The organism is Nonomuraea sp. NPDC048892 (assembly GCF_040649735.1).
Taxonomy (GTDB): domain Bacteria; phylum Actinomycetota; class Actinomycetes; order Streptosporangiales; family Streptosporangiaceae; genus Nonomuraea; species Nonomuraea maheshkhaliensis.
In genome coordinates, this window is sequence record NZ_JBEZFZ010000007.1 from 220,763 (window position 1) to 237,247 (window position 16,485).

Genomic DNA, 16,485 nt, shown 5'->3' on the forward strand with positions numbered 1-16,485 from the left:
AGAGCTGTCAAGATGGAGAGGTGCCCAGGATCGAATCCACCGCCGCGCGGCTCGCCAAGCTCGGCTTCGCCGACGGCGCCAGGGCCGCCCAGCTCGTCCGCCAGTCCGCGGTCGATCTCGACGACGTCCTCGACCAGCTGGTGGACGTCGCCGATCCCGATCTGGCGCTGGCCTCCCTGACCCGGCTCGCCGAGCGCGACCCCGGCGTGCTCGACGCCCTGCGCGCCGACGAAGGGCTCAGGCGCAGGCTGCTGGCCGTGCTCGGTGTCAGCGCCGCGCTCGGCGAGCATCTCGTACGCCACCCCGCCCAGGTCGCGCTCCTGACCGAGCCGCGACTCGGCGGCCCCGGCCCCGAGCTGCTCCGCGCCGTCGGCGCCGTACCGGACGGAGGCACCCGGGAAGCGGCCGCCCCCCAAGGAGCTGCCGCAGATGCGGGCGAGCCGCGGGCCTCGGCGGCGGACGCGCTGGTGGCGTTGCGGGTGGCGTACCGGGGCAGGCTGGCGCACCTGGCCGCCCGCGACCTCACCGGCGAGGCGACGCTGGCGGAGGTCACCTCCGAGCTGTCCGACCTGGCCGGCGCCGCCCTGGAGGCCGCGCTGGCCATCGCGCGGGCCGAGGTCGAGACCGACGACGTCCGCCTCGCCGTCGTCGGCATGGGCAAGTGCGGCGCCAGGGAGCTCAACTACATCAGCGACGTCGACGTGATCTTCGTGGCCGAGCCGAAGGAAGGCGCCGACGAGGCCAAGGCGCTGCGTGCCGCCACCCGCCTGGCCCAGGCGATGATGCGGGCCTGCACCGCGACCACCCCCGAGGGCTCGCTGTGGGAGGTGGACGCCGGGCTGCGCCCCGAGGGCCGAGCGGGGCCGCTGGTGCGCACGCTGGCCAGCCATCTCGCCTACTACCGGCGCTGGGCCAAGACCTGGGAGTTCCAGGCGCTGCTCAAGGCCCGGCCGGTGGCGGGCGATCTGGAGCTGGGCGCCGCCTACGTCGAGGCGGTCAACGAGATGGTGTGGACGGCGGCCACCCGCGAGCACTTCGTCGAGGACGTGCAGGCGATGCGCCGCCGGGTCGAGGCCCACGTGCGCGCCGAGGGCGAACGCCAGCTCAAGCTGGGCCCCGGCGGGCTGCGTGACATCGAGTTCGCGGTGCAGCTGCTGCAGCTCGTGCACGGCAGGCTCGATCCGCTGCTGCGCCGCAGGGCCACGCTTCCCGCGCTGGCCGCGCTGTCGCGGGGCGGCTATGTGGGGCGCGAGGACTCCAAGGGGCTGGCGGAGGCTTACACGTTCCTGCGCCAGGTCGAGCACCTGCTCCAGCTGCACCGGCTGCGGCGCACCCACATCGTGCCCACCGACACCGACGACCTGCGCCGGCTCGGCCGGGCGCTCGGCATGCAGGCCGACCCGGTGGGGGAGTTCACGGCCCGGTGGCGGCGGCACGCGATGGAGGCGCGGCGGCTGCACGAGAAGCTGTTCTACCGGCCGCTGCTGCAGGCCGTGGCGCGGCTGCCGGAGTCGGAGGCGCGGCTGTCCACCACGGCGGCGGCGGCCCGGCTGGAGGCGCTCGGCTACGTCGATCCCAACGGCGCGCTGCGCCACATCGCCGGTCTCGCCTCCGGGGTCTCCAGGCGGGCCGCGATCCAGCGCACGCTGCTGCCCGTCATGCTCGGCTGGTTCGCCGACACGCCCGACCCGGACGCCGCGCTGCTGGGGTTCCGGCAGGTCAGCGACAAGCTCGGCACCACTCCGTGGTATCTGCGGCTGCTGCGCGACGAGACGGCCGTGGCCGCCAGGATGGCCCGCGTGCTCGGCACCAGCCGCTACGCCACCGGCCTGCTCATGCACGCGCCCGAGGCGGTCGCGATCCTGGGCTCCGACGAGGAGCTGGCCGTACGCGGCAAGGAGGCGCTGCTCGGCGAGGCGTCGGCCGCGGTCTCCCGGCACGAGGGCGCCCCGGAGACCGCCGTCGCCGCGGTGCGGGCGCTGCGCCGCAGGGAGCTGTTCCGCACGGCGGTGGCCGACATCTCCGGCCTCATCGACATCGAGACGGTCGGCTGCGCGCTCTCGGAGATCGCCGACGTGACGCTGCAGGCCGCACTGGACGCCGCCCTCGGCCGGGCGGCCGGTCTCACCTCGTTCGCGATCATCGCCATGGGCCGGCTCGGCGGCATGGAGAGCTCCTACGCCAGCGACGCCGACGTCATGTTCGTGCACTCGCCGCTGCCCGGCGTGGACGAGCGCGAGGCCACCGACGCCGCCCACGCCGTGGCCAACGAGGTGCGCCGGCTGCTGTCGCTGCCCGCGCCCGACCCGCCCCTGATCATCGACCCCGACCTGCGACCCGAGGGCCGGCAGGGCCCGCTGGTGCGCACGCTGGCCTCCTACCGCGCCTACTACGCGCGCTGGTCGTCGCCGTGGGAGGCGCAGGCGCTGCTGCGGGCCAGGTTCTCGGCGGGTGACGCGCGGCTGGGGGCGGAGTTCATGTCCATGATCGACGAGCTGCGTTACCCCCGCGACGGGCTGCGCGGCGACGCGATCAGGGAGATCAGGCGGCTGAAGGCCCGGATGGAGGCCGAGCGCCTGCCGCGCGGCGCCGACCCCGCGCTGCACACCAAGCTCGGCCCCGGCGGGCTGTCCGACGTGGAATGGGTGGCCCAGCTGCTGCAACTGTGTCACGCCGGCGCGCGGCCGTCCCTGCGCACCACCCGTACGCTGGAGGCGCTGCGCGCGGCGGTGGCGGAGGAACTGCTCGACCCGGCCGACGAGACGGTGCTGGCCGAGGCCTGGACCTTCGCCTCCCGCGTACGTGACGCGATCATGCTGGTCAAGGGGCGCCCCGGCGACAGCGTGCCGGCCGACTCGGGAGAGCGCAGGCGCATCGCCCAGGCGCTCGGCTACCCGCCCGACGGCTCCGAGGACTTCCTCGACGACTACCGCCGGGTGACGCGGCGGGCCAGGAAGGTCGTGGACAGGGTGTTCTACGGCGCCTGAGCATTGCGGCACCACGCCGCGTGGGTGTATGAATGCGCGGTGTTATCCGTATATGTGGACCTTGCCCTCGGGCTGGTGGTGGCGTTCCTGCTGCTGTCACTGCTGGTGAGCGGGCTCAACGAGGCTTTCGTGCGGGTGTTCGCCATCCGCAGCAAGTTCCTGTGGGCCTACCTCAGGGACACCATGGACGGCGCCGACAAGAAGACCGGGTCGTGGCTGCCGGCCGGTGCGGCCGGCGTGTTCAGCGTGCTGCCGTTCCTGCGCGACCCGCGCCCCACGCACAGCAGCGACCCGTCACCGGCCAAGGCCGGGGAGGTGCCCGAGGCCGGAACCGGACGCGCCATGATGAACCTGCTCTACGAGCGGGTCCGCGAGATCGACCACGCCAAGCGCGGCAAGACCAGCATCGCCGACATCCCGCCCGCGCGCTTCGCGATGGCCGTCATGGAGCTGGCCGCCGCCGGAGACGGCGACATGCGGCAGTTCCTGGACGGTCTGCGGAAGATCGACAGCCCCCTGTACGGGCACCTCAAGGGCGTGTGGGAGAGTGCCCAGGGCGACCTCGACCGGTTCAGGCAGGGCGTGGAGAGCTGGTTCGACGGGGAGATGCAGCGGCTGTCCATGCTGTACAAGCGCTACGTCAAGTGGGTGGTGGCGGCGCTCGGCATCGTGGTGACGCTGCTGTTCAGCATGGACGGGCTGGAGTACGCCAAGACGCTGCTGCGCGACAACGCCTACCGCGCCTCGGTGACGGCGGTGGCCGGGCCTGAGGCGTACGACCAGTTGCAGGCGAAGTGTCAGGGGGGCGATCCGGTGCCGTGCGTCACCGAGGTGCTCAGCGAGCCGGCCCTGGTCAAGCTGGTGGGGCAGGCGATGGTCAGCGTGTCGATCCCGGCCGAGGGCGCCCCGAGCGTGCACGCGAACTTCGCCGTCTGGTGGGAGCGGGTCAGCACGCCGAGCCACTGGCCCGGGTTCCTGCTGACGTACGTGGCGCTGCTGTTCGGGGCGCCGTTCTGGTGGGATGTGTTCCGGCGCATCACGGGGATCAAGACCAAGCGCTCATGAGCCGGGCGTTCATGGCGACGGGCTGACCCGGTCGCCGCCCGTGGCGGCCAGGGCGATCACGTCGGCCAGCGCGGACAGATCGTCCGGGTCGTCGGTGAGCCGGGCCGTGGCCAGCCGCAGGTGGTGGCGTTGCGGGGGGCCGATCACGTAGCGGCTGCCCGGCGCGACCGAGATCCCGTGGGCGGCCAGCGTGACCAGGGCCGCCGGTTCGTCGCGTACCGGCACCCACAGCGCCAGTCCGTCCCCGCCGCCGGTCCGGACGCCGCGTGCGGCCAGCTCGGCGGCCAGGCGGGCGCGGCGGCGCGCGTACACCTCGCGGGCGTGCGCCACCCGTGAGCGCACGTCCGCGTCGCCGAGCAGGTGGGCCAGCGTGTCCTGCAGGATCCTGCTGGTCCAGCCGGTGCCGAAGCTGCGCAGCACGCGAACCCGCTCCACCGCGTCCGCCGCCCCACCGATGACGGCGATGCGCAGGTCGGGGCCGTGCGACTTGGAGTACGAGCGGACCAGCACCGTACGGTCGGGGAAGCGGGCGCCCAGGCTCACCATCGGCGAGACCGACAGCTCGCCCATCCCGTCGTCCTCGACGATGAGCGTCTTGGCCGGCTCCAGCAGCGCCGCCAGCTCCGCCGAGCGCTCCCGCGTCACCGCGTGGCCGCAGGGCGACTGGCCGCGCGGCTGGTAGACGAACGCCACCGGCCTGGCCCGCAGCGCCTGCGCCAGCGCGGCGGGGATCGGGCCGTGCTCGTCGCAGGCGACCGGGATGATCTGCGCGCCGGTCCGCTCCAGGATGTCCAGGAGCCTGGCCCCGGTGGGCTCCTCGATCGCGATCCGGTCGCCCGGCAGGGCCGTGGTCTGGCAGAGCAGCTGGACGCCCTCGTACCCGCCGCCGACGGCCAGCCAGCCGCGCGCGGGGAAGGGCCAGTCCGGCTCGACGGCGGCGCGCAGGCGGGGCGTGATCGTCTCGCGGGCGTAGTCGTTGAGGCCCTGCGCGCCGGCCGCCGCCGCCAGCGCGGCCTCCAGCGGCGGCAGCAGCGCCGTGTCGGGGGAGGCGATGGTCAGATCGATGGCCAGGCGGTCGCCCCAGTGGCCGAGACGCTCGTACCGGATCGGGCGGGGCACGTCGGGCGGGCCGAGCACGACCGTGCCGCGCCGCCGGTCGGTGCGGATCATGCCGTGGCGGCGCAGCTCCGACCAGGCCTCGGCCACCGTTCCCGAGCTGACGCCGAGCTCCCTGGCCAGGCCGCGGACCGTCGGCAGGCGGGTCTGCGCCGTCACCGTGCCCTCCCTGATCAGGTCGGTGAGCGCGGCGGCGATGCCGCGCGCGCTCGGGTCGCCGATCTGCCGCGCCAGCCAAGCGACGTCCACTTTGTCCCCCTGTAAATCTTTGTTCAGCAACAAAGATCTTCTTGTGTGGCTTCGTCCCTGAACATATTGTTTCGGGAAATCAATCGCAATTCGTGGCTGTTTGGGGGATTTGGTGGCGAAGATTCGCCTCGCCGTGCGGGACTGGGACCATCTCGTGCCGGTCGTGACAGGGGCCGTGCGGCCCGAAGGGTTCGAGCTGGACCTCGACTCCCGCGCCGTCACGCCGGACGTGCTCCAGGAGCCCGGCCTCGACGGGGGCGAGACGTCCTTCAGCCGGTACGTGCTCGGCCGCGCCTCGGGCGACGACCGGCTCGTGGGGCTGCCGGTCTTCGTGATGCGCGGCTTCCGGCACCGGTGCGTCCTCGTACGGAGCGACAGCGAGCTGACCTCGCTGGAGGAGCTCAAGGGCGCCAGGATCGGCCTCACCGGCTGGCCCGACTCGGGCAACACCTGGACCAGGGCGCTGCTGCGCGAGGCGGGCGTCGATCTCGCCGGCATCACCTGGACGGTCGGCCCCCTCGTGGCGGGCGAGACCGGCAAGGACCGGATCGGGCCGGTGCCGTTCCCCGACAACGTCTCCGTGACCGGGGACGGCCTGGCAGAAGGGCTCGCGGACGGCCACTACGACGCGATCATGACGCCGTTCATGCCGGAGGAGTTCTTCACCCCCGGCAGCCGCTTCCGCCACCTGCTGCCCGACCACCGCGCCGCCGAGCTGGCCTACTACCAGCGGACCGGCTTCGTGCCCGGCATCCACCTGGTGACGCTCAAGCGCGAGAGCGTCGAGCGCCACCCGTGGCTGCCGCAGGCCGTGACGGAGCTGTTCGAGCGCTCCAAGCGGCACTGGGTGCTGCGCCGGCGGCTGCTCGCCGACACCACGCCGTGGCTGCTCGCCGAGCTCGCCGGCACCGCCGAGACCTTCGGCCGGGACTGGATGCCGTACGACGCCGCCCAGAACGCCCCCATGGTCGCCGCCTTCTGCGAGGAGCTGCACGCCCAGGGGATCTCCCACCGCCGGATCGAAGCCGAGGAGGTTTTCGCCGCATGAAGACCCAGCTGAGAATCGCCGTCGGACAGTTCGCCTCCGCGGAGGACTGGAACGACAACCTCAAGACCTGCCACGAGCTCATCGACGCGGCCGCGGCCGGCGGGGCCGACCTGCTGGTCCTGCCCGAGGGCGCGCTCTCCCTCTTCGTGGACGAGCCCGCCCGCATCCGCGAGGCCGCCCAGCCGCTGGACGGGCCGTTCGTCAGGGGCCTGGTCGAGCGCACGCGCGGCTCCTCGACCACCGTGATCGCCGGCGTGCACGTGCCGGAGGCGGACGGCCGGGTGTCGAACGTCCTCGTCGCCGCCAGGGACGGCGAGATCGTCGCCACGTACGTGAAACTGCACCTGTACGACGCCTTCGGCCGCCGCGAGTCCGACAACGTCGTCCCCGGCGCGAACGCGCCCGTCGTGATCGACTGCGCCGGCTGGAAGGTCGGCCTGATGACCTGCTACGACGTGCGCTTCCCCGAGCTGGCCCGGCTGCTGGCCGACCAGGGCGCCCAGGTGCTCGCGCTGCCCGCCGCGTGGGTGCGCGGCCCGGCCAAGGAATGGCACTGGGAGGTCATGGTCACCGCCCGCGCCCTGGAGAACACCTGCTACGTGGCCGCCTCCGGCGAGTGCGGCCGGCGCAACATCGGCGCCAGCATGATCGTCGACCCGCTCGGCATCACCCGCGCCCGCCTGGGCGACGCGCCGGGGCTGCTCTGGGCCGACGCCGACGCGGGCGAGCTCGCCGGTGCCCGCCGCACCCTGCCCGTCCTCGACAACCGGCGCTTCGCCGTGGACCCGCGATTGGAGCGACATGCCTGATCACGACCTGCCCCAGCGTCCCGTGCGAGGACGCGTCAAGGGGAGTGCCGCCCGCAGGAGCGGCACCACCGCTCTGGCCGCCGCCGTGTCCGCGGCCGTGCTCGCGCTGGCCGGATGCGGCGCCAACCCGGAGGAGGCCGAGGGGGTGCTGAACTCCCAGGAGCCCGCCGGTCCCGCCGCCGCCCAGAGCAAGGACCAGAGCCTGCACGATCGGCTGCCCGACAAGATCAAGCAGTCCGGCAAGCTGGTCTCGGTCAACAACGGCTCGTTCCCGCCGTACGAGATCGCCGGGGCCGACGGCAGGTCGCTGACCGGCGCCGCCGCCGACATGTCCGAGGCGCTCGGCCAGGTGCTCGGCGTCAAGATCGAGCACGTCACCGTGGACGGCCTGCCCAGCTCGCTCACCGGCATCGCCTCCGGCCGCTACGACTTCGCCATCGGCCCCGTGGGCGACTTCCGTGACCGGCAGAAGGCCAACGACTTCGTCGACTGGGTCAAGGAGTACGTCGTCTTCGCCGTGCCCGCCGGCAATCCGGACAAGATCGGCTCGGTCGCCGACACGTGCGGGCTGAAGATCTCGGTCATGGCCGGCGGCTCCGCCGAGAGCGTGATCAAGAGCCAGTCCGCCACGTGCGAGAAGCAAGGCAAGCCGAAGATCACCGTGCAGTCGTACAAGGACCAGCCGACCTCGGTGCTGGCGGTCAGCTCGGGGCGGGCCGACGCGTTCTTCTCCTCCCAGGCGCCGCTCACCTACTTCGTGGACCAGGCCGGCGGAAAGCTGGAGCTGGCCGGCAAGGGGCAGGCCAACGGGTTCGACGACCTCTACCAGGGGGCCGTGGTGGCCAAGGACTCGCCGCTGCGTGACGTGCTCAGGGACGGCTTCCAGAAGCTCATCGAGAACGGCACGTACGACAAGATCATGGACAAGTGGGGCACCTCCGACAACAAGCTGGACCAGGCCGGCGTGAACCTGGCCACGTCATGACCCGCACGGACCAGACGACTGTTGTCAGCGTCCTGCCCGAGATCGACGTCGCGGGCGCCGCGCGCACCCGCCACCCGCTGCGCTGGGTCGCCTCGATCGTGCTGCTCGTGCTGGCCGCGCAGCTCGTCAGCCTGCTGGTCACCAACCCCAACTTCCAGTGGGACGTGGTCGGCCGCTACGTCAACGCGCAGCTCATCGGCCAGGGCATCGCCACCACGCTGCTGCTCACCGTGATCGCCATGGCCGTGGGCGTCGTGCTGGGCGTGCTGCTGGCCATCGGCCGGCTGTCGGAGAACCCGGTGGCGCGCGGCGCGTGCGGGCTCTACGTCTGGTTCTTCCGGGGCACGCCGGTGCTGGTGCAGCTCGTGCTCTGGTACAACCTGTCGTACCTGCTGCCGGAGATCTCCTTCGGTGTCCCGTTCGGCCCCGAGTTCGTCGCCGCCGACACCAACGCGCTCATCACCCCGCTGCTCGCGGCCATCCTCGGCCTCGGGCTCAACGAGGGCGCGTACATGGCGGAGATCATCCGCGGCGGCCTCATGTCGGTGGACCCCGGCCAGAGCGAGGCCGCCGCCGCGCTCGGCATGAGCGACGCGCGCACCTTCCGCAGGATCGTGCTGCCCCAGGCGATGCGCTTCATCATCCCGCCGACCGGCAGCCAGGTCATCAGCATGCTGAAGGCCACGTCGCTGGTCAGCGTCATCGCGCTGGCCGACCTGCTCTACACCGTGCAGTCCATCTACAACCGCACCTTCCAGACCATCCCGCTGCTGATCGTGGCGTGCGTCTGGTATCTGGTGATCACCTCGATCCTGTACGTCGGCCAGTCGTTCATCGAGCGCCACTACGCCCGCGGCGCGACCAGGAACGCCCCGCAGGGCTTCTGGGCGTTCGCGGCCTTCCGGCGGCGCCGTACCCCGGAGGTGACCTCGTGAGCAGCGTCCCCATGGTGCACGCCCGCGCCGTGCGCAAGCACTTCGGCCACCTTGAAGTGCTCAAGGGCATCGACCTCGACGTCCAGGCCGGGGAGGTCGTGGTCGTCCTCGGTCCTTCCGGCTCCGGCAAGTCGACGTTCCTGCGCTGCGTGAACCACCTGGAGACCATCGACGGCGGCGCCATCCACGTGGACGGTGAGCTGATCGGGTTCCAGGCGTCCGGCGGCAAGGTCCGGCACCTGCGCAAGAAGGAGATCACCCGGCAGCGCGGGGAGATCGGCATGGTCTTCCAGCAGTTCAACCTCTTCCCGCACATGACCGTGCTGCAGAACGTCATCGAGGCGCCCGTCGGCGTCCGCGGCGAACCGCGCGAGCAGGTGCGCGAGCGCGCGCACGCCCTGCTGCGCCGCGTCGGCCTGGAGGACAAGGCGGGCAGCTACCCGCGCCAGCTGTCCGGCGGGCAGCAGCAGCGGGTGGCCATCGCCAGGGCGCTGGCGATGCGGCCCAAGCTCATGCTCTTCGACGAGCCCACCAGCGCCCTGGACCCCGAGCTCGTCGGCGAGGTGCTGGCCACCATGAAGGGCCTGGCCGAGGACGGGCTGACCATGATCGTGGTGACCCACGAGATCGGGTTCGCGCGCGAGGTGGCCGACCGGGTCGTCTTCATGGACGAGGGAGTGGTCGTCGAGTCGGGAACGCCGGCCGACGTGCTGGACAACCCGAGCAGTGCGCGGACGCAGGCGTTCCTGAGCCGCGTACTCTAGCTCGGATCGTTCCTGGGCCGCGTACCCTAGCTCGGATGGAGACAGAGCGCCTCATCATGCGCAGATGGCGCGAAGAGGACAGGGAGCCCTTCGCGGCCATGAACGCCGACCTCGAGGTCATGGAACACTTCCCCGCGCCGCTCACCAGGCAGGAGAGCGACGTCCTGGTGGACCGGATCGAGGACCAGTTCGACCGGCTCGGCTACTCGCTGTGGGCGCTGGAGGTGCGCGCGAGCGGCGAGTTCATCGGCTTCACCGGGCTGGCCCTGCAGACGTTCGACGCGCCGTTCCTGCCCGCCATGGAGATCGGCTGGCGGCTGGCGCGGCCCGCGTGGGGGCAGGGGTACGCGACCGAGGCGGCCAGGCGGGCCCTCGGGTACGCCTTCGAAGAAGCCGGCCTCGACGCGATCATCTCCATGACGGCCGTGAGCAACCTGCGCTCCCAGGCCGTGATGCGGCGCCTGGGCCTGACCAGGGACCCGGCCGAGGACTTCGCCCACCCCCTGCTCCCGGCGGACCATCCGTTGTCCCCGCACGTGCTCTACCGCCTGCGCCGCCCGTAGCCGCACCTGCCTGCCGGAGGCCGCCTCGAACGCGGCGAACCTCGGGACGAGCGCGACCTCCTCCGCCCAGAGCCGCTCCCGCTCCACGCCCTTCTGCGCCCCGACCACCGCGCTCCCCTTCCGGCAACCCGGATCAGCCCCGATAGCCGCGAGCCGTAGGCCCGGGCGGTCAGCAGAGCAGCGGCGGCCTTCCCAGAACCCGCGGCCGTGCTCAGGCGGCGCTGAGGGCGTACAGGACATCGCGCAGGAACGGCTCCCGCTCGCGCTGCCAGATCAGCCGCAACGCCAGCGGGGGCGCGGCGAAGTCGAGCTCCACCAGCGCGCCCGACTCCACATCCGTCCCCAGGGCGAAGTCCGGCAGCAGCGCGGCCCCGAGCCCCTGCCTGGACCACTCGCGGGCGGTGGCGATGCTGGTCAGCTCCCTGCGCGTCACCCCCGTGCCGAACAACTGGTCGGCCGCCAGCCGGATCGAGCACCCCTGCGGGCTCACCAGCAGCGGCTCCCGGTCGCCGTCCGGCGCCGCGACCAGCGACAGCCGGACCTCGCCCACGTCCAGGTGGTCCATCCCGGCGGGCCGGGCGAACCCCAGCCCGCCGACCTGGTCGCCCAGGTCCAGCAGGAGGGCCGCGTCCAGCCGGCCGCCCGCCACCGCGTCGAGCAGAGGCTGCCTGGTGAGCGACTCGACGCTCACGTCCAGATCGGGGCGGCGCCGCGACAGGCGGCGGATCACGGTCGGGAGCTTGGCCGCGGCCAGCATCTCCAGGGCTCCGATCCGCACGCGGCGGCGGGCGCCCGTCACGGCCCTGCGTACCTCGTCGGCGTGGTCGAGCAGGCTCTGGGCCCGCGCCAGCAGCGTGCTGCCCGCCTCGGTCAGCCGCATGCCTCGTGGCGTGCGCTCGAAGAGCGTGACGCCGAGGCCGGCCTCCAGCCTGCGCACCTGCTCCGACACCGAGGCCGGCGCCAGGCCCAGACTGTCGGCGGCCGCCGTGACGGTCCCCGACCCGGCAACAGCCACAAAACCCCTCAACTGCCGCAAATCCACGGCCTTCAGCATACGGCTTTCCCGAACGCCCCCGCAGGCTGTGCCTGTTGAGCCGCCGCACCACATCTCAGCAGGCTGAGGGGCATGTTCGGTTTCTCCCTCGCCTACTTCCTGGTGATCCTCGACACCACCGCCCTGACGATCGCGCTGCCCGACCTGCGCGCCTCGCTCGGCGGCTCGCTGGCCGGCCAGCAGTGGGCGGTGAACGCCTACACCGTCGCCTTCGCCGCCTGCCTGCTCGCTGGTGGAGCGGTCGCCGACCGGTACGGCGCGGCGCGGATCTTCAAGCTCGGTGTGACCACCTTCGGGGTGATCTCCCTGCTCAGCGCCGCCGCGCCGGACCTGGGGTCGCTGATCGGCCTGCGTGCCCTGCTCGGAGTGGCGGCCGCGCTCTGTACCGGTGGCTCGCTCGGCCTGCTCGCCGAGATGTTCCCGGAGCCCGCCGCCCGGGCCCGCGCCACCGGCCTGTGGGCCGCCATCACCGGCACCGCGCTCGCCGCCGGGCCGCTGCTCGGCGGGGTCCTCGTCGATCTGTACGGCTGGCGTGCCGTCTTCCTGCTCAACCCGCCCATCGCGCTGATCAGCCTGCTCGCCATGCGTGGGGCCGCCTCGCCGCGCGGCCACCGGCTGATCGACTGGCGGGTCCAGGTCCTCGCCTGTGCCTTCCTGGGCCTGGTCGCCGAGGCCCTCATCGACGCCGCGCCCGTGGCCGGTCTGGCAGCCGTCGCCGTCCTCACCGTCCTGGTGCTCGCGGAGCGGCGCAGCCACGCCCCCGCTCTGCCCGGCGGCCTGCTCGCCGCCACCTGGCCGCAACTGCTGGCGGGCACGGTGGCGAACTTCGCCTTCTCCGGCGCCCTGTTCGTCCTGACGCTGCTGCTGCAGGAGACTCGCCACCTGAGCCCCATGGCGGCCGGGCTGGCGTTCCTGCCACTCACGCTGCCCATGACGGTCAACCCGCTGCTCACCGGGCGGCTGGTGGCCCGCTACGGTCCCCGCCCACCCATTCTCGTCGGCCTCGTCCTCATCGCCGCCGGCCTGACCGGAGCGGCGCTCACCGGTTCACCGGCGCCATGGCTCGTCGTCATGGGCTTCGGCCTGTCGTTCGTCCTGCCTGCCCTGATGACCGGAATCATCGGCAGCGCGCCGCCCGGCACGGCCGGCACCGCGGGCGGCGTGCTGAACGCCTTCCGCCAGGTCGGCGCCACCCTGGGGGTGGCGGTCATGGGCGTCGTCGGACGTCCCCTGCTGGTCGCGGCCGCCCTGACGGCACTGACCTGCGCCGCGTACGCCCTGTCCACCCGCTCCCGTACGCCAGCGGCCGGCTGACACCCACCAGGCGGTCAATCGCCCCTGTCGGGAGACCGGCTCATCGAGCTCGCCTCAGCCACTCCCAGCCTGCGAGTACGACCGGCTCGGTAGCGGCAGCGAGCCTGGTCCGAAGCCCGGACGCCTCGGCTCGGGCCGCGGCGACGACGGCCTGCGGCACCTGGCAATCCCTCACCAGGCCGCCCACCAGCCGGTACGGGGAAGCAACTGCACACCATCGCAGGGGAGCACCACCGACGTGCCGTCGGCCTTGCGATGCACCTCACCCGCTCGGGCCCTCTCATCAGCGCAGAAGGCCCGGCACCGATACACGGTGCCGGGCCGTTCTGTTCCGCCTCTGTTCCGGCCGACGCCGCTCAGCAATGAGGAGCAGCGGCAGGTGACGACAGGATCTCCCAGCTCAGCGCCATTTCACGGAAATCGCCGAGGCCGGGAAACCCGCTGTCACACGTCGTAGTAGAGCTCGAACTCGTGCGGGTGCGGGCGCAGCCGGATCGGGTCGACCTCGTTCTCCCGCTTGTACGCGATCCACGTCTCGATCAGGTCGGGCGTGAACACGCCACCCTCAAGGAGATAGTCGTGGTCGGCCTCAAGCGCGTTGAGCACGTCGGTGAGCGAGCCCGGGACCTGCGGGACCTGGCGGGCCTCCTCCGGCGGAAGCTCGTAGAGGTCCTTGTCGACCGGCTCCGGCGGCTCGATCTTGTTGCGGATTCCGTCGATGCCGGCCATCAGCATCGCCGAGAAGGCGAAGTACGGGTTGCACGACGGGTCCGGGACGCGGAACTCGATGCGCTTGGCCTTCGGGTTGGAGCCCGTGATCGGGATGCGGACGCACGCCGAGCGGTTGCGCTGGGAGTAGACCAGGTTGACCGGGGCCTCGTAGCCGGGGACCAGGCGGTGGTAGCTGTTGACCGTCGGGTTGGTGAAGGCCAGCAGCGACGGGGCGTGCTTGAGCAGGCCGCCGATGTAGTAGCGGGCCGTGTCGGACAGGCCCGCGTAGCCGACCTCGTCGTAGAAGAGCGGCGAGCCGTCCTTCCACAGCGACTGGTGGCAGTGCATGCCGGAGCCGTTGTCACCGAAGATCGGCTTGGGCATGAACGTGACCGTGTGGCCGTATTCGAGCGCCGTGCTCTTGATGACGTACTTGTACAGCATCAGGTTGTCGGCGGTCTTGAGCAGTGTGCCGAACTTGAAGTCGATCTCGGCCTGCCCGGCCGTGCCGACCTCGTGGTGCTGCATCTCGACCTCGATGCCGGCCTCGATGAGGTTGCGCACCATCTCCGAGCGCAGGTCGGTGAAGTGGTCCATCGGCGGGACCGGGAAGTAGCCGCCCTTGTAGCGCGGCTTGTAGCCCAGGTTGCCGCCCTCGGTCGCCTTGCCGGTGTTCCAGGCGCCCTCGATGGAGTCGATGTAGTAATAGCCGGCGTTCTGCTTCGTCTCGAAGCGCACGTCGTCGAAGATGTAGAACTCGGCCTCAGGGCCGAAGTAGACCGTGTCGGCGATGCCCGTGCCCTTGAGGTAGGCCTCGGCCTTGCGGGCGACGTTGCGCGGGTCGCGGCTGTAGGCCTCGCCGGTCAGCGGGTCGTGCACGAAGAAGTTGATGTTGAGCGTCTTGTGCTGACGGAACGGATCGACCACGGCGCTCGTCGGGTCGGGCAGCAGAAGCATGTCGGACTCGTGGATCGCCTGGAATCCGCGGATCGACGAGCCGTCGAACATGAGTCCGTCGGTGAAGACGCTCGCGCTGAAGTTCTCTACCGGGAAGGTGAAGTGGTGCGTCGTCCCCGGCAGGTCGGTGAACCTGACATCGACGAACTGCACCCCTTCGTCACTGATGAACTTCAGGACGTCGTCGGCGGAGTTGAACACTCTCGAACCTCCCTGGGGACTGGCCATCATGCCGACGCTAGGGCGTGGCCGTTTCCGTATGGTGTCTCGATTGTTTCGCACGTGTTACGCGACGTCATGTGGCCTCCGTCGTCGTGCAGTCGTCCGATTGCGGCTGGTCCAGCGCGTACGGGTCTTGAGGCTTCCCCGTGGCCTTGACCTTGTCGGGCGGGGAGTCGTCGAAAAAGGGATGGACGAAACCGTCCTCCGTGTCGCAGCGCGCCGGAGTGACACTGGCACCCAGATCCTCCACCCAGGTGACGAGCCGGCCGTCCTGGCGGAACAGCTGGATCTCGCCGGTCTCGTGCGCGACGACCCGCATCATGGTGAGCGCCCGGCCGGGGCGGTGCACCGCGTAGACGGCGAGGTAGTTGAGCTTGACGCTCACCCCGCGCAGGTTCTTCTCCTTGAACGTGCCCAGGGTGGCCCGGCCGTTCACCTTGATCACGTCGGTGGTGAGCTCGACGCTGCCGGGGGCGAAGCTGTGCACCATGTAGCGGGTGGCATATTCCTTGTCCGCCAGGTTCTTGCGGAACCAGCCGCGCTGGTCGCGGTGCAGCAGCTTGGCGAAGGCCTCCGGCTTGCCGCCCAGCACGGTCTTCTTGTCGAGGTAGGCCGCGGCCAGCAGCTCACGCGTGCGTTCGAGCCCCGCGGCGACGTCCTTCTTCGTCAGCCCGCCGAGCGCCTTGGCCTCGGGCAGCGTGAACCCGGCGATCCCGTCGGCGTACTTCTCCGCGGGCGACCCGGCGAACGGGTGCGCCACGTCCACGGTCTCCAGCTCGAACGGGTCGCCGGGCAGCGGGCCAGAAGGCCGGAACAGGTCGGGTCGCATCGTGACCAGAACGGCGGCGGCGGCCAGCACGATCGAGATGCCGGCGCCCGCCAGCCAGGCCCGCCCGGCCCTGCGCCGTGGCCGCGGCGGCGGCGTTTCCCAGCCGGGGCGGCCGGCGTCGCGGCGCCGGCCCGGCCCGCCGGGTAAGTGCTCCTTGCCCTCGTTCGAGGCGCTCCTGGCGCCCTTCTTGGCCGACGAGCGCATCCGGCGCTGTTCGCCGGCGTCCATCTGCGAGACCAGCTCGTTGAAGCGCTGGTCAAGATCATCCCCGTGTGGCATGGCGAATATTCTGGCGTGGCTGTGACGCGGTCGGGTCACAATTCCGACCGGCCTCCCGGGCGGATACCGTTGAGGTCATGAGCAGCAACGAGCCTCGGTGGACGCAGACCTGGCTGGGCGGTGTGCGCGCCGCCGGAGTCGATCTCGGATACCCGGGAGAGCGCCTGGGGCTGCCCCAGGAGGGCAGCGGATCGGTGGCGGGCTGGGGGCGCCGCATCGGCGCGCTCGTCATCGACTGGATGATCTGTACGTGGGTGGTCGTGCAGCTGCTGCTCAGGATCAACCCGGCCGAGTCGCCGTGGGCGCCGGTGACCGTCTTCGCGGTGCAATACCTGCTGCTCATCGCGTTCATGGGGCAGACGTTCGGCCACCGGCTGATGGGCATCAGGGTCGCCGCGATGGACGGCGGCGACCCGCGGCTGCTGCCCGTGCTCGTGCGTACGGTGCTGCTCTGCCTGGCCGTGCCCGCGCTGATCTGGGACCGCGACCACCGCGGGGTGCACGATCGGGTGTCCAACACGATGGTCGTCCGCATGTGACCTGCTGACAGAAAAACCATACCGGGTTCATAAATGTACCCGGTATGGTTTAGGCTGTC

The 16,485-nt window shown here is 71.6% G+C and carries 14 protein-coding genes; 10 read left to right on the forward strand and 4 right to left on the reverse strand.

What is annotated here, in order from left to right; genetic code table 11:
- Positions 1–20: 20 nt before the first annotated feature.
- Entirely contained in the window at positions 21–2,987 is a 2,967-nt protein-coding gene (locus AB0C28_RS25060; RefSeq protein WP_358077839.1) for a bifunctional [glutamine synthetase] adenylyltransferase/[glutamine synthetase]-adenylyl-L-tyrosine phosphorylase, read from the forward strand.
- Positions 2,988–3,026: 39 nt separating this feature from the next.
- Positions 3,027–4,052, forward strand: a complete 1,026-nt coding sequence (locus AB0C28_RS25065) for a hypothetical protein (RefSeq protein WP_358077841.1) — start codon at positions 3,027–3,029, stop codon at positions 4,050–4,052.
- 9 nt (positions 4,053–4,061) lie between these two features.
- On the opposite strand, the gene AB0C28_RS25070 is transcribed toward AB0C28_RS25065, so the two are convergent.
- Positions 4,062–5,417 carry a PLP-dependent aminotransferase family protein gene (locus AB0C28_RS25070; protein ID WP_357851737.1) on the reverse strand — a complete coding sequence of 452 codons (1,356 nt, stop codon included), beginning with the start codon at positions 5,415–5,417 and terminating at the stop codon, positions 4,062–4,064.
- Positions 5,418–5,529: 112 nt separating this feature from the next.
- Between AB0C28_RS25070 and AB0C28_RS25075 the strand changes: the two genes are divergently transcribed.
- From AB0C28_RS25075 to AB0C28_RS25100, 6 genes are read left to right on the forward strand one after another with little or no spacing between them, the layout of a single operon-like run.
- Positions 5,530–6,465 (forward strand): hypothetical protein, encoded by a 936-nt coding sequence (locus tag AB0C28_RS25075; protein WP_357851740.1) that lies wholly within the window; start codon positions 5,530–5,532, stop codon positions 6,463–6,465.
- Positions 6,462–7,274 (forward strand): deaminated glutathione amidase, encoded by an 813-nt coding sequence (locus tag AB0C28_RS25080; protein ID WP_357851743.1) that lies wholly within the window; start codon positions 6,462–6,464, stop codon positions 7,272–7,274. The genes AB0C28_RS25075 and AB0C28_RS25080 overlap by 4 nt, the downstream gene beginning before the upstream one ends.
- Entirely contained in the window at positions 7,267–8,259 is a 993-nt protein-coding gene (locus AB0C28_RS25085; protein ID WP_358077843.1) for an ABC transporter substrate-binding protein, read from the forward strand. The genes AB0C28_RS25080 and AB0C28_RS25085 overlap by 8 nt, the downstream gene beginning before the upstream one ends.
- Complete coding sequence (locus AB0C28_RS25090; RefSeq protein WP_358077846.1) at positions 8,256–9,194, forward strand: amino acid ABC transporter permease; 939 nt, start codon at positions 8,256–8,258, stop codon at positions 9,192–9,194. Before AB0C28_RS25085 ends, AB0C28_RS25090 begins: the two co-directional genes overlap by 4 nt.
- Positions 9,195–9,205: 11 nt before the next feature.
- On the forward strand, positions 9,206–9,958 hold the full coding sequence (locus AB0C28_RS25095; RefSeq protein ID WP_357852480.1) for an amino acid ABC transporter ATP-binding protein: 753 nt from the start codon (positions 9,206–9,208) through the stop codon (positions 9,956–9,958).
- Positions 9,959–9,993: 35 nt separating this feature from the next.
- Positions 9,994–10,521, forward strand: coding sequence for a GNAT family N-acetyltransferase (locus AB0C28_RS25100; RefSeq protein WP_357851751.1), 528 nt, complete (start codon positions 9,994–9,996; stop codon positions 10,519–10,521).
- 211 nt (positions 10,522–10,732) lie between these two features.
- On the opposite strand, the gene AB0C28_RS25105 is transcribed toward AB0C28_RS25100, so the two are convergent.
- Positions 10,733–11,575, reverse strand: coding sequence for a LysR family transcriptional regulator (locus AB0C28_RS25105; RefSeq protein ID WP_358077849.1), 843 nt, complete (start codon positions 11,573–11,575; stop codon positions 10,733–10,735).
- A gap of 72 nt (positions 11,576–11,647) precedes the next feature.
- Between AB0C28_RS25105 and AB0C28_RS25110 the strand changes: the two genes are divergently transcribed.
- Positions 11,648–12,889: an MFS transporter gene (locus AB0C28_RS25110; protein ID WP_358077852.1), complete on the forward strand. Its 1,242-nt coding sequence runs from the start codon at positions 11,648–11,650 to the stop codon at positions 12,887–12,889.
- A gap of 444 nt (positions 12,890–13,333) precedes the next feature.
- Here AB0C28_RS25110 and glnA read toward each other — a convergent pair whose 3' ends face one another.
- Together glnA and AB0C28_RS25120 are read right to left on the reverse strand one after the other, a co-directional pair.
- On the reverse strand, positions 13,334–14,758 hold the full coding sequence (gene glnA / locus AB0C28_RS25115) for a type I glutamate--ammonia ligase (protein WP_357851758.1): 1,425 nt from the start codon (positions 14,756–14,758) through the stop codon (positions 13,334–13,336).
- Between the two features lie 94 nt (positions 14,759–14,852).
- A complete protein-coding gene (locus AB0C28_RS25120; RefSeq protein WP_358077855.1) occupies positions 14,853–15,887 on the reverse strand; it encodes a hypothetical protein in 1,035 nt (344 codons plus the stop codon).
- A gap of 77 nt (positions 15,888–15,964) precedes the next feature.
- Between AB0C28_RS25120 and AB0C28_RS25125 the strand changes: the two genes are divergently transcribed.
- On the forward strand, positions 15,965–16,426 hold the full coding sequence (locus tag AB0C28_RS25125; RefSeq protein WP_357851764.1) for an RDD family protein: 462 nt from the start codon (positions 15,965–15,967) through the stop codon (positions 16,424–16,426).
- The last annotated feature ends 59 nt before the right edge of the window (positions 16,427–16,485 follow it).